This window comes from Lentzea sp. NPDC036955, assembly GCF_055608005.1.
In genome coordinates, this window is the sequence record NZ_JBVJRC010000020.1 from 32,825 (window position 1) to 52,607 (window position 19,783).

Consider the following 19,783-nt stretch of genomic DNA (forward strand, 5'->3'; position numbering starts at 1 on the left):
CACCTCCCGGCCGGGAGGTGCGCCCCCAGGAAACCGCAGTAGCCGGTGTCCGGCGCGCTGTGCGGGCGAAAAAGCCCGCCGAGCGGGTCGTCAGTCCACGACGGCCAGTGCGTCGATCTCCACCAGCAACCCGGCCGGCAGTCCCACGTACACGGTGGTCCGCGCCGGGGCCGGGTCGGTGACGAACTCGCCGTAGACCTCGTTCAGCTCCGCGAAGTGCGCGGTGTCGGTGAGGTACACGCGGATCATCACGACGTCGTCGATGGACGCGCCACCGGCGGCGAGCACGGCGTTGAGGTTCGCGAACGTCTGGCGGGTCTGCTCGGCGACGGTGGTGCCGACGATCTCACCGGAGGACGGGTCGAACGCGACCTGGCCTGCCACCTGCAGGATGTTGCCCTTGCGCACACCCTGCGAGAAGCGGGCCACCGGCTGCGGCGCGTCGGCAGTCTTGATCTCAACCTTGGACAACGGAAAATCCCCTTACCTCGGAACGTGACCGCATTCGACGGAAGCGGCCTCTGCGGTGGCGAGCAGTTCTGGCAGGTGCGCGAGCAGCCCGTCGAAGTCGAGCAGCACCTTGGGCACGGACATCGAGACGGCCGCGATCACCTCGCCGCGGGCACCGCGGATGGGTGCGGCGATGCAGTGGATGAAGTCCTCGTGCTCGGCGTTGTCGACGGCGTACCCGTTGGCGCGCACGCGGTCCAGTTCGGCGAGGTAGCCGGCGCGACCGGTGATGGTGTTCGCGGTCAGGCGCGGGAACTCCATGGTCGCCAGCACCTTCTGCAACGCGGCGGGCGGGAGGCCGGACAGCAGGATCTTGGCCACGGCGGTGCAGTGCAGCGGGGCGCGGCGGCCGATGCGGGAGTACATGCGCATCGGGTGCGAGGACTCGTACTTGTCGATGTAGATGACCTCACCGTCCTCATAGGACGCGAGGTGGAGGGTGTAGCCGAGCTTGGAGTTCAGCTCGCGCAACGCGGGTTCGGCGGCGCGGCGCACGTCGCGTTCCTCCAGGGCGCGGTGGGCGAGGTCGAACAGCGCCGTGCCGAGCCGGTAGTGGTGCACGCCGTCGCGCTGGACGAACCGGTGCGTCTCCAGGGTGCGCAGCAGGCGCAGCGTCGTGGACTTGTGCACGCCGATCACGCCGGACAGCTCGTCCAGCGTCTTCGGGCCGGTCGCGAGCTGGCCCACCAGCGTGAGCGCGCGGTCGAGGCTCTGGCTCATCTACCCCTCCAGGCGGGCGGCGGCCCAGGTCTGCGGATCGGCGTGCAGCAGGCGTGCTGTCACGTCGCCGGGCAAAGGATCGCCGACGTCCTCCGCGGTCAGCAAAGCGGAGGCCGCCTGCAGGTGCCCCGCCCGCAGCCGCACCGAGGGCGGCTCGCCGGCCAGGGTCGCCGCGAGGAACCCCGCCGCGAACGCGTCACCGGCGCCCACGGGTTCCACGACCCGCACCTCCAGCGCCGGTTCGAACCACGAACCCGAGTCCTCCAGCAGCGTCGCGCCGTCCGCGCCGTGCTTGACGACCAGCGACTTCGGGCCGGGCAGCAACGCGCGCAGCCGTGCGGGGTCGCCGGTCCCCCACACCAGCTCGGCCTCGTCGGCGCCGGCCAGCACGACGTCGGCCAGGTCGGCGAGCTCGCGCAGCACCCGCGGGTCGCGGTCGGTCCACAGCGCCGGCCGCCAGTTCAGGTCGAACGAGATCCGGAACCCGTGCCGCGGCCTGCGCAGCAGCTCCCGCAGCAGGGCGAGGCAGGAGTCGGACAACGCGGCCGTGATCCCGCTGAGGTGCACGAGCGCGACCTCGTCCAGGCCGAGCCGGTCGACCATCTCCGGGCCCATGCCGGAGGCCGCCGACCCGCGCCGGTAGTAGCGCACCGGGCTGCCGTGCGGCGAGGCCTCCTTCACGTACAGGCCGGTCGGCCGCGCCGGGTCGACCCGCACCCCGGAGACGTCCACGCCGAACCCGCCGACGGTGTCGAGCACGGCACGGCCGAACGAGTCGTCGCCGACCGCGCTCACCCACGACGAGGACACGCCCAGGCGCGACAGGTGGCAGGCGACGTTGGACTCGGCACCGCCGATGGCGCGGTGCCAGGTGCGCACCAGGTGCACGGGACCGGGTTCAGCCGGAACCATCATCACCATGGTCTCGCCGAGACACACGACACCGCCAACGTGTTCGAACCGCATGCGTGCTCCAGAGGTGTTCGTTGACGGCGGCGCACCCGAATGCTACACACTCCAGCATCACATCGCGCAATGGGAGTTGCAAAATATGCAACAACTGACGGAGATGAACCTCTCCGCGGTCGCCGGCATCCGGTCCGAACGCGTCGACTGGCGGTTCAAGGGCCTGCCGTCGAGCGTCTTCGGCTCGACGATCGGCGAGGTCGCGGACCGCCGCCTCGACCTGTTCGCCGACGAGTTCGTCGGCCCGCTGGTCGTGCTCGACGCGGACGCGTTGGAGCACAACCTGACGACGATGGCGACGTGGTGCGACAACCACGGCGTCAAGCTCGCGCCGCACGGCAAGACGACGATGGCGCCACAGCTGTTCCAGCGGCAGATCGAGCACGGCGTCTGGGGCCTGACCGCGGCCAACGCGTCGCAGGCACGCGTCTACCGGGCGTTCGGCGTGCAGCGCGTCCTGCTCGCCAACCAGCTGCTCGACCCGGCCGGCCTGCGCTGGCTGGTCGCCGAGCAGGACGCCGACCCGCGGTTCGAGTTCAGCTGCTGGGTCGACTCCGAGGCCGGTGTCGCGCTGATGAGCGAGACGCTGCAGGAGCTCCAGCCGGGACGCCCGGTGGACGTGCTGGTCGAGCTGGGCGCACCCGGCGGCCGCACCGGCGCGCGGGACGTGGAGACCGCGCTGGCCGTGGCCCGCGCGGCCGCCCAGAGCCCGGTGCTGCGCCTGGTCGGAGCAGGTGGCTACGAGGGCGCCCTGGCGCACGACGCGTCCGAGTCGTCGCAGTCCGTCGTGGACCGCTACCTCGCCGACCTGCGCGGGCTCGTGGTCCAGCTCGCCGACGCCGGTCTGTTCGACGAGCTCGACGAGGTGGTCGTCACCGCCGGCGGCAGCGCGTACTTCGACCAGGTCGCGGCGACGCTGACGCAGCCGTGGCCGATGCCGGTCACCCCGGTGCTGCGCAGCGGCGCGTACATCACGCACGACGACGGCTTCTACCGCGGCATCTCGCCGTTCGCGCGGATCGACGGCGTGGAGCCGTTCCGGCCGGCGCTCAAGGCGTGGGCCCAGGTGACCTCACGGCCCCAGCGCGACCTGGCGCTGCTCACGATCGGCAAGCGCGACGCGTCGTTCGACGAGGGCCTGCCGGAGCCGCAGCTGCTGCGCCGCCGCGACGGCGCGGTCGCCCCGTTGACCCAGGCCGAGGTGACCGCGCTGAACGACCAGCACGCGTTCCTGAAGCTCGGTCCCGAGGCCACGGTCCGGGTCGGCGACTGGGTCGGGCTGGGCCTGTCGCACCCCTGCACGGTGTTCGACAAGTGGCAGCTGATCCCGGTCGTGCAGGGCACGACCGTGGTCGACCTGATCCGCACCTACTTCTAGAAGGGGAGTGCCCTGATGGACGACGTCGTCCTGCGCGGACCACTGATCGCCGACGGCACGGGCGCGCCCGCCTACCAGGCGGACGTGGGGATCAAGGACGGCGTCATCTCGTCCATCGGCAGCGGGATCTCCGCCACGCGGTCGATCGACGCGGACGGGCTCGTGCTCGCGCCGGGGTTCATCGACATGCACTCGCACTCGGACCTGCGCATCCTCGCCGAGCCGGACCACCTGGCGAAGGTCTCGCAAGGGGTCACCACCGAGGTGCTCGGCCAGGACGGCCTGTCCTACGCGCCGGTGAACGACGAGGTGCTCGCCACGCTGCGCGGCCAGCTCGCCGGGTGGAACGACGACCCGCCGGGCTTCGACTGGAACTGGCGCTCGGTCGGGCAGTACCTCGACCGGCTCGACCAGGGCATCGCGGTCAACGCCGCGTACCTGGTGCCGCAGGGGACGCTGCGGATGCTCGCCGTCGGCTGGGAGGACCGGCCCGCGACCGGGGCCGAGCTGCTCGCGATGAAGGACGAGCTCGCGAAGTCGTTGGCGGAGGGCGCTTTCGGCATGTCCTCCGGGCTCACCTACACGCCCGGCATGTACGCGGACACGTCCGAGCTGGTGCAGCTCTGCGAGGTCGTCGGGAGCCACGGCGGTTTCTACAGCCCGCACCACCGCAGCTACGGCGCGGGCGCGCTGGAGGCGTACGCCGAGATGGTGGACGTGTCGAAGCGCTCCGGCTGCCCGCTGCACCTCGCGCACGCCACGATGAACTTCCCGGTGAACAAGGGCAGGGCACCGGAGCTGCTGGCGCTGCTGGACGACGCGATCGCGGGCGGTGCCGACATCTCGCTGGACACCTACCCGTACCTGCCGGGCGCGACGTACCTGTCCGCGCTGCTCCCGTCCTGGGCGACGGAGGGCGGACCGGACAGCGCGCTGGCCCGGTTGTCCGATGTGGACACCCGTGAGCGCATCCGCGCGGAGATCGAGGAGATCGGCTCGGACGGCTGCCACGGCGTGCCGGTCGACTGGGACTCCATCGAGATCAACGGGGTCCGCAACGACCGCAACGCGCACCTCGTCGGCGCGAGCGTCCTGCGGTCCGCGGCACGGCTCGGGCGCACCCCGGCCGACCTGTACTTCGACGTGTTGGTCGACGAACGCCTGGGTACCTCCTGCCTCATGCACGTGGGGCACGAGGAGAACGTGCAGGCGATCATGAAGCACCCGGCGCACACCGGCGGCAGCGACGGGCTGCTCGTCGGCGACCGCCCCCACCCGCGCGCGTGGGGCACGTTCCCCCGCTACTTCGCGCGCTACGTCCGCGAGCTGGGCGTGCTGAGCCTGGAGGAGTGCGTCGAGCACCTCACCGGCCGGGCCGCCAAACGCTTGCGGCTCACCGACCGGGGTCTGGTCCGCGAGGGGTTCGCGGCCGACCTGGTGCTGTTCGACGCGGCCACGATCGCCGACACGGCGACCTTCGACCAGCCGAGGCAGCAGGCCACCGGCATCCCGTTCGTGTTCTGCAACGGGGTGCCGGTGATCGACGACGGAACCGCCACCGGCGCATTGCCAGGCCATTCACTCAGGAGCCGCCCGTGATCGACTGGTTGCAACACTCAACACCGGGTCTGCTGACCCTCGCGGTGGTCAGCATCGCGGTGCTGCTCCTGCTGATCATCAAGTTCAAGGTCGAGCCGTTCATCGCGCTGATCGTCGTCGCCCTGCTGGTTGCGCTCCTCGCGGGCGTGCCGGTGGAGCAGCTGGTCGGGTCGGCGCAGAAGGCCTCGGACTCGTTGCTGGAGAAGGGCTTCGGCTCCATCCTCGGGCACATCGCCGCGATCATCGGCCTCGGCACGCTGCTGGGCGCGATCCTCGAGGCGTCCGGCGGCGCACAGGTGCTGATGGACAAGCTGATGAACGCGTTCGGCGAGAAGAAGGCGCCGGTCGCGATCGGCCTCGCCGGCCTGATCTTCGGTGTGCCGGTCTTCTTCGACATCGGCATCTTCGTGCTCGCGCCGCTCGTCTACGTGGCGGCCAAGCGCAGCGGCAAGTCGATCGTGTTGTTCGCCATGCCGTTGCTCGCGGGCCTTTCGGTCATGCACGCGTTCATGCCACCTCACCCGGGACCGGTGGCGGCAGCCGGTCTGCTGGGGGTGTCGCTCGGCTGGATCATCATCATGGGTCTCGCGGTGGCGCTCCCGTCGTGGTTCGTCGGCGGTGTCCTGTACTCGTACTGGATCGGCAAGCGCATCAACGTGCCCGTCCCGGAGGAGATGCTGGCGGCGGCCGAGGTCGCGCGGGCGGAGAACGGTGGCGACGACCGCGACCCGCCGTCGCTCGGCCTGGTGCTCTCGATCATCGGCCTGCCGCTGGTGCTGATCCTCGCCGGCACGTTCGGCTCGATCCTGCTGACCAAGGGCACGCGGCTGTACTCGGTGGCGACGTTCTTCGGCACGCCCGCGGTGGCGCTGACGATCTCGGTGCTGCTCGCGTTCTGGCTGCTGGGTTTCCGGCGCGGCATGACGCGGGAGAAGGTGGCGGAGCTGTCCGCCGCGTCGTTGAAGCCGGTCGCGATGATCCTGCTCGTGGTCGGTGCCGGTGGCTTCTTCGGCGCCGTGCTGGCCGCGACGGGCATCGGCAAGACCCTGGCGGGTGAGCTGTCCGACCTCGGCCTGCCGGTGATCGCGCTGGCGTACGTGATCAGCTGCGTCATCCGGATCGCGCAGGGTTCGGCGACGGTCGCGATCGTGACGACGGCGGGCATCGTGGCACCGGTGCTGTCGGACCTGAACTACTCGCAGCCCCAGCTCGCACTGGTCGTGATGGCGATCGCGTCCGGTTCGATCATCGCCTCGCACGTGAACGACGGCGGGTTCTGGATCGTGTCGCGCTACTTCGGGCTGTCGGTGAAGGAGACGCTGCAGTCGTGGACCGTGCTGGAGACCATCCTGTCGGTGGTCGGTTTCGTGGTCGCGGCGCTCATCAGTCTGATCATCTGATCGGACAAAACCCAACAAGTTCCAACGCTTGACAACGCGGGCCCCGGATCTGAGGATCGGCACATTGTTCAGTTGTGTTTGATGTGGACGGGGCCCGCATGAGCAACACGGAGGTCGTGCACCTGCACGACGACACCTCCAGCGTCGTCATCACCATCGAGGGTGCAGGCCTGCCGGTCGTGGCGCACTGGGGGCGCACCCTCGGGGACCTCGGCCAGGCCGCACTGCGCGGCCTGGCCGGCGTCGTCTCGTGGAGCAACCCGAACAACACCCCGGACGTCCCCGTCCCGCTCGCGCTGCTGCCCGACGCCGGTGCCGGGTACTCCGGCCGTCCGGGTCTGCGCGGGCACCGCGGCGGTGAGCACTTCGCCCCGGCGCTCCAGGTCACCTCGTCCTCGGCCGAGGACCGGATCTTCCGCTACGCCGCCTCCGACGCGGCGGCCGAGCTGACCGTCACCGGCACCGTCGAGCTGCTGGAGTCCGGCATGCTCCGGCTGCGGCACGTCGTCCGCAACGACGGCACGACGCCGTACGCGCTGGAGGGCGTGGAGACCGCGCTGCCCGTCCCGTCGCACGCCACCGAGCTGCTCGACTTCACCGGCCGCTGGAGCCGCGAACGCCAGCCGCAGCGGCAGGCGTTCCACCACGGCTCGTGGGTGCGGGAGAGCCGGCGCGGGCGCACCGGGCACGACGCGACCATCGGGTTGCTGGCGGGCACGCCGGGGTTCTCGTTCCGCGACGGCGAGGTGTGGGCGCTGCACGTGGCGTGGAGCGGCAACCACGTGACGTACGCGGAGAACCAGGTCGACGGCACGCCCGTCCTCGGTGGCGGCGAGCTGCTGCTGCCGGGCGAGATCACGCTGGCCGCGGGCCAGGAGTACGAGACGCCGTGGCTGTACGCGGCCTACTCGCCGGCGGGCGTCGACGGCATCAGCGCGGCCTTCCACCGGCAGCTGCGGGAACGCCCGCGGCGGCCGCGGCCGGTCGTGCTGAACACCTGGGAGGCCGTCTACTTCGACCACGACCTGGGGCGGCTGACCGCGCTGGCCGACACCGCCGCGGCGATGGGCGTGGAGCGGTTCGTGCTGGACGACGGCTGGTTCCGGCACCGCCGCGACGACACCGCCGGGCTCGGTGACTGGTTCGTCGACGAGACCGTGTGGCCGGACGGGCTGACCCCGCTGATCAAGCACGTGCGCGCGCTCGGCATGGAGTTCGGCCTCTGGTTCGAGCCGGAAATGGTCAACCCGGACTCCGACCTCTACCGCGCCCACCCGGACTGGGTGCTCGGGCCGCGTCCCGGCGTGCTGCCGCCGCCGTCGCGCCACCAGCAGGTGCTGAACATCGCGCACCCGGAGGCCTACGCGTACATCCTCGACCGCGTGTCGTCGGTGCTGGCGGACAACGACATCGCGTTCGTGAAGTGGGACCACAACCGCGACCTCATCGGCTCGCGCGTGCACGCGCAGACCGCCGCGTTCTACCGGCTGCTCGACGAGCTGCGGCTGCGGCACCCGCACGTGGAGATCGAGAGCTGCTCGTCCGGCGGCGGGCGGATCGACCTCGGCGTGCTCGCGCGCACCGACCGCGTGTGGACGTCGGACTGCAACGACGCCCTGGAACGGCAGCTGATCCAGCGGTGGACCGGTGTGTTCCTGCCGCCGGAGCTGATGGGCGCGCACGTCGGTCCCACGAAGTCGCACACCACCGGGCGCGTGCACGACCTGTCGTTCCGCGCGGCCACGGCGTTGTTCGGGCACTTCGGGATCGAGTGGGACATCAACTCGGCCACCGACTCCGAACGCGCCGGACTGCAGGCGGTGATCGAGTACTACAAGGACGTGCGGTCGCTGGTGCACAGCGGGGTCGTCGTGCACTCCGACCACCCGGACCCCGCGGCGTGGGTGCACGGCGTCGTGGCCGCCGACCGGTCCGAGGCGTTCTTCGCCTACGTCCAGCTCACGACCTCGACGCAGACCAAGCCGCGCCGCGTGCGGCTGCCGGGCCTCGACCCCGAGCGGACGTACCGGCTCTCGTTCGACGCGCCCGCCGGCCGACCGCGGCTGACGCAGCGGGGTCCCGCGCGCTGGGAGACCGTGGAGCTGCCCGGTTCCGTGCTGTCGGACGTCGGGGTCCAGCTGCCGGTCCTGGAACCGGAGCAGGCGGTGCTGCTGCGCCTGCGGTGAGAGACGGGAAGAGCCCCGACGGGAACATCCCGCCGGGGCTCCTCTCTCCCCTGTGGGCCCGGTCGCCGCGGCGACCACCGCCCTCCACACGCAGGGCGCGCCCCACCGGTTCACAAAGATCTTGAACTTCTTCCAGCCGGCGACCACACGCCGAGCAGCTAGGCCGGTTGGTGCGCCATCTGTCCGCCAGCGGCTGACCCGGTTCCGCGCACACAGGCGGCCGGTCGTGCGGAACGGGCGCCCACGCCGAGGTCAGGACTCGGGGCGGCTCGCGGCCCGGACCTCCAGCTGCTGCTTCAGCCCCTTGAGGCCGCCGCGCATCATCAGGTCGTGGTTGCCGCGGAAGAACGGCTTCGCGATCAGCACCAGCCGCCGCAGCAGCGCCTTGTTGACCACGACCTCCTGGTCGAACACCAGGTCGGTGCCACCGTCGCGGCCGATGATCTCCCAGCCGGCGAAGCCCTCCAGGTCACCGGTCAGCGTCGCGCGCAGCAGACCCGCCTGCTGGTTGCGGATGCTGTGCCGCGCCCGGATGACGAGGTCGAAGGGCAGGAACGACCGGCAGCGGAGCTCACCGGTCTCGTCGTCGATCTTCGTCGCCGACTTGACCTCCGGCCACCACCGCGGGTAGTTCGCGATGTCGGACAGCACCTCGTACACGGCTGCCGGCGGCGCGCAGACATGCCACACGCTGCGGAACCGGTAGCGGTTGAGTGACACGTCAGAATCATCCCGGATAGCTCGTGGGAGTCACAGTCCCTCGACAAAAGTCACATCGAGAGGTCAATTCCCCACGACCGGGAATCCGGCTCCACCACCGCTCCAGTGCCGCTCAAGCAGGGCCCGAGCGGCGCCTAGTTCACTTGTCGGCGAGGCGGGGAAGCCGTTCCAGGGTTCGCAACCAGCCGACAGCCGCGACACGGCGGAGTGCCTGCTCCGACATGTCGAGCGCCTCAACGAGGCTGAAGGGGTACGCCACGGGCACGCCGCGCGACGCCGCAAGGGCGCGCTCGCGGTGGGCCAGCGCATCGAGTGGGATCATCACCCTGCCGCCGACACCTCCTCATTCCCGAGCACCTGCAGCAGGAACTGCCCCGTGTAGCTCTCCTCCACCTGCGAGATCTGCTCGGGTGTGCCCTCTGCTACGACCATACCGCCGCCGGAGCCCCCTTCGGGACCCATGTCGACGATCCAGTCGGACGTCTTGATGACGTCGAGGTTGTGCTCGATGACGATGACGGTGTTGCCCTTGTCCACCAGGCCGTTGATGACGCCCAGCAGCTTGCGGATGTCCTCGAAGTGCAGACCCGTCGTCGGCTCGTCGAGGATGTAGACCGTCTTGCCGGTCGACCGCTTCTGCAGCTCGGAGGCGAGCTTCACGCGCTGCGCCTCACCACCGGACAGCGTGGGTGCCGGCTGGCCGAGCCGCACGTAGCCGAGACCGACCTCGACCAGCGTCTTCAGGTGGCGGTGGATGGCGTTGATCGGCTCGAAGAACGTCGCGGCCTCCTCGATCGGCATGTCGAGGACCTCGGAGATCGTCTTGCCCTTGTAGTGCACCTCCAGGGTCTCGCGGTTGTACCGCGCGCCCTTGCACACCTCACAGGGGACGTAGACGTCCGGGAGGAAGTTCATCTCGATCTTGATCGTGCCGTCGCCCGCGCACGCCTCGCAGCGACCGCCCTTGACGTTGAACGAGAACCGGCCCGGCTGGTAGCCGCGGACCTTCGCCTCGGTCGTCGCCGCGAAGAGCTTGCGGATGTGGTCGAACACGCCCGTGTAGGTGGCCGGGTTCGACCGCGGGGTGCGGCCGATCGGCGACTGGTCGACCTGCACCAGCTTGTCGACCAGGTCCAGGCCCTTGATCCGGGTGTGCCGGCCGGGCACCTGGCGGGCGCCGTTGAGCTTGTTCGCGAGCACGGTCGCGAGGATGTCGTTGACCAGCGTCGACTTGCCGGAGCCGGACACGCCGGTGACCGAGGTGAGCGAGCCGAGCGGGAACGACACCTCGATGCCGCGCAGGTTGTGCTCGCGCGCGCCGACGACCGTGAGCTGGCGCTTCTTGTCGATCTTGCGGCGCTTCGCGGGCATCGGGATCGACTTGCGGCCGGACAGGTAGGCGCCGGTGATCGACTCCTTGTTGCTCAGCAGCTTCTTGTACGGGCCGCTGTGCACGACCTTGCCGCCGTGCTCACCGGCGCCGGGACCGATGTCGACGACCCAGTCGGAGGTGCGGATCGTGTCCTCGTCGTGCTCGACGACGATCAGCGTGTTGCCCAGGTCGCGCAGCCGGGTCAGCGTCTCGATCAACCGGTGGTTGTCGCGCTGGTGCAGGCCGATCGACGGCTCGTCCAGCACGTACAGCACGCCGACCAGGCCGGAGCCGATCTGGGTGGCGAGCCGGATGCGCTGCGCCTCACCGCCGGACAGCGTGCCGGAGGCGCGGTCGAGCGAGAGGTAGTCGAGGCCGACGTCGAGCAGGAAGTGCAGGCGGGCCTGGATCTCCTTGAGCACCGCGCCCGCGATCATCGACTCGCGCTTGCCGAGCTTGAGGCCGTCGAGGAAGTCCGAGCACTCGCCGACGCTCATCGCGCAGACCTCGGCGATGGACTTGTCGCCCTTTTTGCCGTGGTGCAGCGTGACCGCGAGGATCTCGGGCTTGAGGCGGGTGCCGGCGCACGCGGGGCACGGGACCTCCCGCATGTAGCCCTCGTACTTCTCCCGCATGTAGTCGGACTCGGTCTGCTCCTGGCGCCGTTCGAGGAACGGGATCACGCCCTCGTAGTTGGCGTAGTAGGAGCGCTCACGGCCGTAGCGGTTGCGGTAGCGGACGTGCACCTGCTCGTCGATGCCGTGCAGGATCGCCTTCTGCGCCTTCGCGGGCAGGTGGCGCCACTGCTGGTCCATCCGGTAGCCGATGGTCTCGCCGAGCGACTGCAGCAGGCGCGTGAAGTACTCGGCGGTCTGCCCGCCTGCCCACGGCGCGATGGCGCCCTCTTCGAGCGTCAGCTCGTCGTCGGGGACCACGAGCTCCGGGTCGACCTCCTTGCGCACGCCGATGCCGGTGCAGACCACGCAGGCGCCGTACGGGGAGTTGAACGAGAACGACCGCGGCTCCAGGTCCTCGATCGCGAGCGGGTGGCCGTTGGGGCAGGCCAGGTTCTCCGAGAAGCCCCTGACCCGGTTCGGGTCGGTCTCCGGCAGGTCGACGAACTCCAGCTCGACCAGGCCGTCGGCGAGCCTGAGCGCGGTCTCGACCGAGTCGGTCAGGCGCTGCTTGGACGACGCCTTGACGCTCAGCCGGTCGATGACGACCGCGATGTGGTGCTTCTCCTGCTTCTTGAGCTTCGGCACCTCGCCCAGCGCGTGGACGACCCCGTCGACCTTCGCTCGCGAGTAGCCCTGCGACTGCAGGTTCTGGAACAGGTCGAGGTACTCGCCCTTGCGGCCGCGGATGACCGGCGCGAGCACCTGGAACTTGGTGCCCTGCTCCATGGCGAGCACCTGGTCGACGATCTCTTGCGGCGTCTGCTTGCCGATCGCCTCACCGCACTGCGGGCAGTGCGGCTTGCCGGCGCGGGCGTAGAGCAGGCGCAGGTAGTCGTAGACCTCGGTGATGGTGCCGACGGTCGAGCGCGGGTTGCGGCTCGTGGACTTCTGGTCGATGGAGACCGCGGGCGAGAGGCCCTCGATGAAGTCGACGTCGGGCTTGTCCATCTGCCCGAGGAACTGGCGCGCGTACGCCGACAGCGACTCGACGTAGCGGCGCTGCCCCTCGGCGAAGATCGTGTCGAACGCGAGGCTCGACTTGCCGGAGCCGGACAGCCCCGTGAAGACGATGAGGCTGTCCCGCGGCAGGTCGAGATCCACGCTGCGCAGGTTGTGCTCGCGGGCGCCGCGAACGACAAGACGGTCTGCCACTGGGGTCCCTTCGGCTGCGATTGGCGGGTCACTCACGCCACACTCTTCCGAACAAGCGTTCGAAGCGTACTAGCACCGTTCCGGAGGCTGTGACCGACCCGCGAACCATGCTAGGTGCCACCACCGACAAAAACGGATCGGGCGGCTTCCGCATTCCCCTGAACAGGCTCTACCTCCTAGGCTGGGCACTTCGATCAGCCTCAACGTCGGGGAGAGGCAGCACATGACCTACACGCCGTCCACGCAGCACACGTCGGTGCCGTCGCCGCGGGGAGTGCCCGACCGGCACCTGACCGCGGTGCGGCAGGCGACGGACGTGCTGTACGAGGTCGTCGAGGAGCTGGACGAGACCGCGGTGCGCGGCCCCAGCCTGCTGCCCGGCTGGACCCGCGGGCACGTCGTCACCCACCTCGCGCGCAACGCCGACGCGCTGGTGAACCTGCTCACCTGGGCCAAGACCGGGGTCGAGCACCAGGCGTACGCGTCGCGCGCGGACCGCGACGCCGACATCGAGGAGGGCTCCCGCAGGCTGCTGCAGGTGATCAGGGCCGACCTCGACTCCGCCTGCCAGCGCTTCGACGCGGCCTGCCGCGACCTGCCCGCGCACGCCTGGCGTTCCGAGGTCGCCTCGCCCAAGGGCGCGTCGATCCCGGCGTCGTCCGTGCCGTTCCTGCGACTGCGCGAGCTGTGGATCCACCTGGTCGACCTCGACGCCGGGGTGACGTTCGACGACCTGCCGGCCGATCTCGTGGAGGAGTTCCTCGACGACGTCCTGCGCCAGTTCGAGGGCCGTGTCGACGCGTTCTCGGTCGAGGTCACCCTGCCCGGCGGCGCTCAGCGCAGCTGGGAGCTCACCGGCCCGGAGAGCCGCAACTCGGTGAGCGGGCCGGCGAGCGCCGTGCTGGCGTGGCTGACCGGCCGTTCCGACGGCTCCGAGCTGCGCGGCGAGCTGCCGGAACTGCCCGACTGGGCCTGAGTGAGCAGCCGGTAGGCGGGCCGTTCGACGAACTTCGTGAGCGCCCAGCCGAGCACGACCGCCGAGGTGAGGAAGCCGGCGAGCAGCCACCAGGACCGCAGCCCGGCGTTGTGCATGCGGTCCATCACCACGGTGCCGATCTGCTGGTGCACCAGGTAGACGCCGTACGAGATGCCCGCGAGCCACGTGACGGCCCGCTGGACCGGGTTGAAGAACACCCAATCGGGTCCAGCGGCCGCCGCGCACACGAGCAGTAGCAGCACGCCGAAGCCGATCGTCGATCCGTACTCGGTCGTGTGAACCGCCTGTGCCACCAACGTGGCGGTCAGCAGTGCGCCCAGGTGCGCCGTGCCCATCCGGTGTTTGGACCACAGCCAGATGGCAATCCCTGCGGCGAAGAGCTGCGCGCGGTGCAGCGCGAACCCGTTGTAGATCGTGAAGAGCGCGTACGAGTGGTCCAGCAACGGCCGCAGCAGCAGCGGGGTGACGACGAGCCCCCACAGGAAGACCCGCAGCCCGGTCCCGCGCAACCGCTTGACCAGCAGCGCACCCGCGACGAACGCGCAGATCTGCACCGGCACCGTCCAGTAGGCGAAGTCGACGATGTCGACGTCCGGGAACCACTGGTTGACGAGCAGCAGGTTGTAGACGACGTCACGGCCGTCGAGCTGGCTCCACCCCTCCGGCGCGACCCATCTCTGCACGGCGTAGGTGAGCAGCACGGCGGCCATGTAGGCGGGCAGCAGCCGCGCGAGTCTTCTCCACACGAAGCGGCCCGGCCGGCCGTGGCTGAGGGTGGCGCAGGCGAAGAAGGCCGAGACGACCATCAGGGTGCTGGCGCCCATCGACATCGGGAAGGTGAACGGCAACGGCCCCAGGTCGGGGTGGCTGCTGACGCTCGTGAGCGTGGCGTGGTGGAGCAGCACGCATCCGATGGCGACGACCCTGAGGACGTCCCAGCTGACCCGCCGGGTCGTCCGGGACTTGTGCCGTTGCTCTGGGATCACGAGAGGTGGGGACCTGTTCGTCGATGCGGGTTGGTGCCTTCGGAGTACGCGGCGACGGATTGTCGACCTTTACTTACCCTATGAGTGCAACCTGTATGCAACCTGAAGGTGTGCGGCGCACGGCCCGGAGCGACTACCGTCAGCCACCGTGGACGTACTCGAGAACTACACCGGTCACGTCGAGCCCGGCGGCCCCGCGGCCAGCCGCACCCTCCCCGCGCTGACCATCACGAAGATCTCCGTCGGACCGATGGACAACAACGCCTACCTGCTCGTTTGCCGGTCCACGAACGAGGCGTTGCTCATCGACGCGGCCAACGACCACGAGCGCCTGTCCGCCCTGCTCGACCAACTCCCCACGCGCCCTGCCCTGCGCACGATCGTGACCACGCACCAGCACGCCGATCACTGGCAGGCACTCGAACCCCTGGCCACCACCCACGGCTGCACGACCGCCGCCCACGAGCTGGACGCCGCGGTCCTCCCCGTCGCACCGGACGTCCTCGTGGACCACAACGACACCATCGACGTGGGAGAAGTCCCCCTGACGGTGATCCACCTGCGCGGCCACACCCCGGGCTCGATCGCGATCTTGTACGACGACCCGGACGGCCACCCGCACCTCTTCACCGGAGATTCACTCTTCCCGGGGGGTGTGGGCAAGACCACCTCGCCCGACAACTTCGCCTCGCTCATCAACGACGTCGAGGACCGCGTGTTCGCGGTGCTGCCCGACGAGACGTGGTTCTACCCCGGTCACGGCGACGACTCGACCCTCGGCGAGCAGCGCCCGTCCCTCGCGGAGTGGCGCGCCCGCGGCTGGTGACTTTCGGCCGAGTGGGGAGCCCGCTGAGGTGGGCTCCCCACTGCCGTCATCAGACTTCGAGCCCTTGAAGTCGTCGGCGTTGCGTGTGTACAGCGGTAGTCCACGCGATGATGCGACACCAGCGATCATCAGACCCATCCGTCGGTGTAGGTGCAGGTGTCGAGCACCCCGGACGCGGACGTTCAGCCGCGGTTGCTCTCCCATGGATCGAAGTCGCCCACGCGGTCCTCGCTACGCGGTCCCAGATGCGTTCACCGTTCGTCTGATTCGCTCTCCTGGGGAGGTGCAGGCAGGACCGCTTCACCGGCAACACGTGGTTCTACGCCGGCGACGACTCGACCCTCGGCGAGCAGCACCTGTCTCTCGCGGCGTGGCGCGCCGCCTGCGGCCGGTGACCTAGGCGATCGTGATCTTCCCGGTACGTCCCGAACGACATTGGGAAGAACCGCGGTCGCGGGAGGTGCTCCGCGGATATTCTGGCTCGATGGCTGCCATTCTCGGTGTGCACGGCATCTGGTGTGATCAGGCGACCGGTCCCGCTACTCAGCGGGAGTGGACCGAGCGGGTGCGCATCGGCCTGCAGGAGAACCACCACCCCGATCCGCACTCCGTAGAGGTCCGCGTCGCCTACTACGGGCACCTCTACCTGGACGGCAAGGGCACCACCGGGATCACGGCGGACGACCCCGAGGACCTGGACGAGTTCGAGCAGGAAATCCTGTTCGGCATGGTCGAAGCAGCCGGGATCGCGCCTGCGGGTTCCGGACAGGACAAGCTGGGTCTTCCCTCTTCGTTCCAGACAGCCCTGCGCGGTCTGGTGAACACCCCGTTCTTCGGTTCGGCGACCACGTCCGGGGTGCTGTGGCTGATCAAGCAGGTGCGCAGGTACTTCGCCGACACCGCGTTCCGCGCGGCCGTGCACCGGGAGATCGAGATCGCGATGGAGGACGACACGAAGGTCGTGGTCGCGCATTCGCTGGGCAGCGTCGCCGCGTACGAGGCGTTGCGCGCACATCCGGAGTGGCCGGCCCGCACCCTGATCACCCTGGGATCTCCGTTGGGTCTTCCCGGCATCATGAAGCGGATCTCGCCCGCCCTGTCGCGCGGAACTGAGTGGCCGGGGTCGGTGCGGACGTGGGTGAACGTGGCGGCGAAGGAGGATCCGGTCGCTCTCGTGAAGAAGCTGCGGACGCCGTACGACCGCCGCATCGACGATCGGCCGGCGATCAACACCATCATCCGCGGTCATGACGCGTCCCAATACCTTCGGAACCTGAGCACTGCCACGGCGTTGATAGATGCACTCCGCTGAGCGCTTCTTCCTGATCGGTGCGCTGTCGGACTACTCCGGCCACAGGAAGCTCGACGCCGACGACGTGACCCGGGAAGTCGCGTTGATGCGCGCGGCGTTCACGAACCTCGGCTACACCGAGATCGAGCCGCCCGAAGAAGACCGGCGTGGCCCGGTCGAGCTGGAGCAGGCGCTGGAAGACTGGGTGACCGAGCGGGAGGCGACCTCCCGCGACGGCGACCGGGCGAGCCTGGTCGTCTACTACACGGGACACGGCGTCGTCTCCACACCGAACACCCTGTTCCTGCCATCGGCGGACGCCACGCCACCGCCCCCTGGCAAACCAGTGACGCCGAGCGCCCGTTTCGTCCCCGCGGCCAACCTGGCCAGTTGGGCTCTCAACACGCACGTCCTCGACGACTTCCTCCTGATTGTCGACACGTGCATGTCCGGCACGGCCGGGCTGAACATCGTGAAGCTGGAAGCCGAGGCGTCTGGCACGAGCGGCCGTGGACCGAACCTGTGGGTCATCTCCGCGGCCCGCAGGTTGGAGAACGCGGAGGTGGGCAAGTTCGCGGAGGCCTTCACCGCGAGCCTGGCCTCAGCCGAGGGGAACCAGGAACAGATCGACATCACCAAGTTCGTCGGCGTGATCAACGAGCACCTGGACACCGCGTCCCAGCAGGCCAATCTGATCGCTTTGACCAACAACACGTGCGGTCTGCTGCTGGACCCGCACCACATGCCGAGGCAGCTGCCGGACGGTCTGGTCAGCTGGGTGGGGTCCGCGCGCGGCGTGGAGGCGGCTGAGCAGCCGGGCTGGTACTTCACCGGACGCAGAGAGGCCCTCGCAGCGATCGACGAGCACCTGGGTGACGACCGGCCGGGCCCGCTCGTGATCACCGGATCGCGCGGCTCGGGGAAGACCGCGTTGCTGCGCTGGACCCAGATCACCACGTCCAGGGAGCTCTGGGCAGCGGTGCCGCCCGTCGCTCAACGGCGCACGGGCCGGGTGCGGTCCGACTTGGCGGTCGACTACCTCCCGCTCAGCCGCCTGACACCCATGAGCACGGTGCTCGGTCACACCGCAACGGAGACGCAGCGATCAGTTCTGCTGGTCGACGTGTCCGCGACGGAACCGCCCACACAGGACGTGCTGGATCAGGTCGTGGCTCTGGCGCAACGGCCGGGGCTCCGCGTGGTGGTGGCCGGTCCTCCGAGCGTCCTCGCGTCCGTGGCGGCGGCACGACGGGTCGACCTCGACGACTACGCGGCCGACCTACCGGACTACCTGCGATTCCGCGCAACCAGATCACCTGATACGCGGAGCAGGGAAGCCGAGCTGGCACGCAGGTTCGACGAGGTGACCGACCAGTGCTGCGAGTCCTTCCAGGCCGCCGCGCACGCGGCGGGAGCATTGGTGGATACGGGGGACGTCGACCAAGCGGTCCCAGCAGTGGGAAGGGTTCTGACGGGCTACTGCGAACAGGAGCTCGCCACCGACCACTCGCACTCCCGGGTCTCCCAGTTGCTCTCGCCACTCGCTCTGCGCAAGCCGTTGACGGTCCGTCAATGGGCACGGCTCGCCACAGCGCTCTCGAACCAGCCGTGCACCGAGGACGACGTCCTGGTCGTCGTGGGCCGGCTCGGCAGGTACCTCACGCACGACGAGGAGAAGGACACCTGGCTGCTGCGGTTCAGCCTGCAGGGCGGCGCATACCGGACTTCGGACGCAACGTTGCTCCCCGCTCTGCTCGGTCTCATCCCCACGAACGGGGGGCACGAACGGCACTGGGACTCCGCCGATCACGTGTACCTGGAACTGCTGGCGGGAGTGGCCGCCAGGCCTCAGGGCGTGGACCTGCTCGACGACGCCAGTTTCCTCCTGGCGGCTCCGAGCAGCGCCATCGGCGAAGCTTTGCGCGCGGTGGGCAAAGAGCCGCTCCTCGAGGTGTGGCATCGAATCCGCCACTCGTCACTGCCCCGGCCGTCCCGGTCGATCCTGCTGGCGTTGCACGCGCACGCGGCCGGGTTGACCCACCTGGCCGAGCAGGCGCGGGTGACCGGTGTGCCGGTCGAGGTGCAGCGCTACCGGCCCTGCCCGGAGGACACCGACGAAATCACCCTCGTCGCCGTCGACAGCGGGTCGGACGCGGCGCACTGCGTGACGGTCCACGACGACGAGGTCGTCACCGTCTGGAGCCCCTCCTCGTTCGAGGTGGCACATCGGCTCGGACACGCCGATATCAGGGACATATCAGCATGCGCGGTGACGACCGTCGACGGTGAGCCGGTGGTGGTGCTCGGAACCCACACCGGCCTGGTAGCGATCTGGGACTGCGCGCGAAAGGAACTGATCGCCGTCGAAGCAGCCGAGCGCATCGAGGCCGTCTCCGTCGACACCGACCTCCGCGTCGCCGCGCTCGGGGACGGCGTGCTGCACATGATCGACGGCCGTGACGGCCGAGCGCTCCAGGAACCGGTCGACGTGCCCGACGCGAAAGCGGTGTGCATCGCCCGCACCGTGCTGTCGGTTGCGACGGAGACCGGCCTTCTGCACCTGTGGAACAGGAACAGCACCGCGAGACCCACCGTCCGCACGGGGTACCGCGGTGGCTACTCCAGCGCCTTGGCGTTGTCCTACGACGGCATCAGTGCGGCATGGATGCACGACGAAGTCCTGTGGGTCGATGCGCCCGGAAGACCCGCGTACGCGCTCGGCCGCCTCAACGGTGTGGAAAGCCTGGCAGTGGGAGATCGCTGGGTCGCCGCGGTGCGAGCCACGCAGGACAACTCGGTGCGCGTCTGGCATCTTTCGACCGGCCAGTCCTTCGACGTGCCGCTCCACGAAGCCGGTGTGGCGGCCGCGTTCACGAGGGCGGACCTGCTCCTGGTCACCACCAGGTCCGCCCTGGTCAGCCTGCGGCTGGGCTGAACGGGCGACGACTGTTACGTCTGGAGACCAGCCAGCGACGTTCTTGGCACCACCTGTCCGTCCGCCCA

The 19,783-nt window shown here is 69.6% G+C and carries 14 protein-coding genes and 1 pseudogene; 8 read left to right on the forward strand and 7 right to left on the reverse strand.

Going from position 1 to position 19,783, the window contains the following annotated elements; translation table 11 throughout:
• Positions 1 to 90: 90 nt before the first annotated feature.
• Genes ACZ7CF_RS41465 through ACZ7CF_RS41475 form a run of 3 tightly spaced genes read right to left on the reverse strand, consistent with a single transcriptional unit; the run spans position 91 to position 2,196 of the window.
• Complete coding sequence (locus ACZ7CF_RS41465; RefSeq protein WP_030474127.1) at positions 91 to 471, reverse strand: RidA family protein; 381 nt, start codon at positions 469 to 471, stop codon at positions 91 to 93.
• A 12-nt stretch (positions 472 to 483) separates the two neighbouring features.
• Positions 484 to 1,230 (reverse strand): IclR family transcriptional regulator, encoded by a 747-nt coding sequence (locus ACZ7CF_RS41470; protein WP_360397823.1) that lies wholly within the window; start codon positions 1,228 to 1,230, stop codon positions 484 to 486.
• Positions 1,231 to 2,196: a sugar kinase gene (locus tag ACZ7CF_RS41475; protein WP_470372451.1), complete on the reverse strand. Its 966-nt coding sequence runs from the start codon at positions 2,194 to 2,196 to the stop codon at positions 1,231 to 1,233.
• An 85-nt stretch (positions 2,197 to 2,281) separates the two neighbouring features.
• Here ACZ7CF_RS41475 and ACZ7CF_RS41480 point away from each other — a divergent pair, with 85 nt between their 5' ends.
• The 4 genes from ACZ7CF_RS41480 to ACZ7CF_RS41495 all read left to right on the forward strand — a co-directional run bounded on the left by ACZ7CF_RS41480 (position 2,282) and on the right by ACZ7CF_RS41495 (position 8,759).
• Positions 2,282 to 3,574, forward strand: coding sequence for an amino acid deaminase (locus ACZ7CF_RS41480; protein ID WP_470372452.1), 1,293 nt, complete (start codon positions 2,282 to 2,284; stop codon positions 3,572 to 3,574).
• A gap of 15 nt (positions 3,575 to 3,589) precedes the next feature.
• Complete coding sequence (locus ACZ7CF_RS41485) at positions 3,590 to 5,173, forward strand: N-acyl-D-amino-acid deacylase family protein (RefSeq protein WP_470372453.1); 1,584 nt, start codon at positions 3,590 to 3,592, stop codon at positions 5,171 to 5,173.
• A complete protein-coding gene (locus ACZ7CF_RS41490; RefSeq protein ID WP_360397815.1) occupies positions 5,170 to 6,573 on the forward strand; it encodes a GntP family permease in 1,404 nt (467 codons plus the stop codon). Before ACZ7CF_RS41485 ends, ACZ7CF_RS41490 begins: the two co-directional genes overlap by 4 nt.
• A 98-nt stretch (positions 6,574 to 6,671) precedes the next feature.
• The gene (locus ACZ7CF_RS41495) at positions 6,672 to 8,759 is read left to right on the forward strand and encodes an alpha-galactosidase (RefSeq protein ID WP_470372454.1); all 2,088 of its coding nucleotides are present in this window, start codon (positions 6,672 to 6,674) and stop codon (positions 8,757 to 8,759) included.
• Between the two features lie 252 nt (positions 8,760 to 9,011).
• Here the strand turns inward: ACZ7CF_RS41495 and ACZ7CF_RS41500 are convergent, their stop codons facing one another.
• The 3 genes from ACZ7CF_RS41500 to uvrA form a co-directional block, all read right to left on the reverse strand.
• Positions 9,012 to 9,479 carry an SRPBCC family protein gene (locus ACZ7CF_RS41500; protein WP_360397811.1) on the reverse strand — a complete coding sequence of 156 codons (468 nt, stop codon included), beginning with the start codon at positions 9,477 to 9,479 and terminating at the stop codon, positions 9,012 to 9,014.
• Between the two features lie 139 nt (positions 9,480 to 9,618).
• On the reverse strand, positions 9,619 to 9,804 hold the full coding sequence (locus ACZ7CF_RS41505) for a hypothetical protein (protein ID WP_470372455.1): 186 nt from the start codon (positions 9,802 to 9,804) through the stop codon (positions 9,619 to 9,621).
• Positions 9,801 to 12,680, reverse strand: coding sequence for an excinuclease ABC subunit UvrA (gene uvrA / locus ACZ7CF_RS41510; RefSeq protein ID WP_360397807.1), 2,880 nt, complete (start codon positions 12,678 to 12,680; stop codon positions 9,801 to 9,803). Before uvrA ends, ACZ7CF_RS41505 begins: the two co-directional genes overlap by 4 nt.
• Positions 12,681 to 12,903: 223 nt before the next feature.
• Here uvrA and ACZ7CF_RS41515 point away from each other — a divergent pair, with 223 nt between their 5' ends.
• Positions 12,904 to 13,656, forward strand: coding sequence for a maleylpyruvate isomerase family mycothiol-dependent enzyme (locus ACZ7CF_RS41515; protein ID WP_470372456.1), 753 nt, complete (start codon positions 12,904 to 12,906; stop codon positions 13,654 to 13,656).
• A gap of 47 nt (positions 13,657 to 13,703) precedes the next feature.
• Here the strand turns inward: ACZ7CF_RS41515 and ACZ7CF_RS41520 are convergent.
• A pseudogene (locus ACZ7CF_RS41520) lies at positions 13,704 to 14,663 on the reverse strand (acyltransferase family protein); the annotation flags it as partial.
• Between the two features lie 148 nt (positions 14,664 to 14,811).
• Here ACZ7CF_RS41520 and ACZ7CF_RS41525 point away from each other — a divergent pair.
• From ACZ7CF_RS41525 to ACZ7CF_RS41535, 3 genes are all read left to right on the forward strand, one after another.
• Positions 14,812 to 15,489 (forward strand): MBL fold metallo-hydrolase, encoded by a 678-nt coding sequence (locus ACZ7CF_RS41525; RefSeq protein ID WP_470372457.1) that lies wholly within the window; start codon positions 14,812 to 14,814, stop codon positions 15,487 to 15,489.
• A 484-nt stretch (positions 15,490 to 15,973) separates the two neighbouring features.
• Entirely contained in the window at positions 15,974 to 16,801 is an 828-nt protein-coding gene (locus ACZ7CF_RS41530) for a hypothetical protein (RefSeq protein ID WP_470372458.1), read from the forward strand.
• The gene (locus ACZ7CF_RS41535) at positions 16,788 to 19,715 is read left to right on the forward strand and encodes a hypothetical protein (protein WP_470372459.1); all 2,928 of its coding nucleotides are present in this window, start codon (positions 16,788 to 16,790) and stop codon (positions 19,713 to 19,715) included. The genes ACZ7CF_RS41530 and ACZ7CF_RS41535 overlap by 14 nt, the downstream gene beginning before the upstream one ends.
• Positions 19,716 to 19,783: the final 68 nt, after the last annotated feature.

Coding starts and splice junctions, on each gene's coding strand:
- ACZ7CF_RS41530 (WP_470372458.1), top strand. CDS start 15,974: ATGGCTGCCATTCTCGGTGTGCACGGCATCTGGTGTGATCAGGCGACC.
- ACZ7CF_RS41480 (WP_470372452.1), top strand. CDS start 2,282: ATGCAACAACTGACGGAGATGAACCTCTCCGCGGTCGCCGGCATCCGG.
- ACZ7CF_RS41485 (WP_470372453.1), top strand. CDS start 3,590: ATGGACGACGTCGTCCTGCGCGGACCACTGATCGCCGACGGCACGGGC.
- ACZ7CF_RS41470 (WP_360397823.1), bottom strand. CDS start 1,230: ATGAGCCAGAGCCTCGACCGCGCGCTCACGCTGGTGGGCCAGCTCGCG.
- ACZ7CF_RS41515 (WP_470372456.1), top strand. CDS start 12,904: ATGACCTACACGCCGTCCACGCAGCACACGTCGGTGCCGTCGCCGCGG.
- ACZ7CF_RS41495 (WP_470372454.1), top strand. CDS start 6,672: ATGAGCAACACGGAGGTCGTGCACCTGCACGACGACACCTCCAGCGTC.
- ACZ7CF_RS41535 (WP_470372459.1), top strand. CDS start 16,788: ATGCACTCCGCTGAGCGCTTCTTCCTGATCGGTGCGCTGTCGGACTAC.
- ACZ7CF_RS41475 (WP_470372451.1), bottom strand. CDS start 2,196: ATGCGGTTCGAACACGTTGGCGGTGTCGTGTGTCTCGGCGAGACCATG.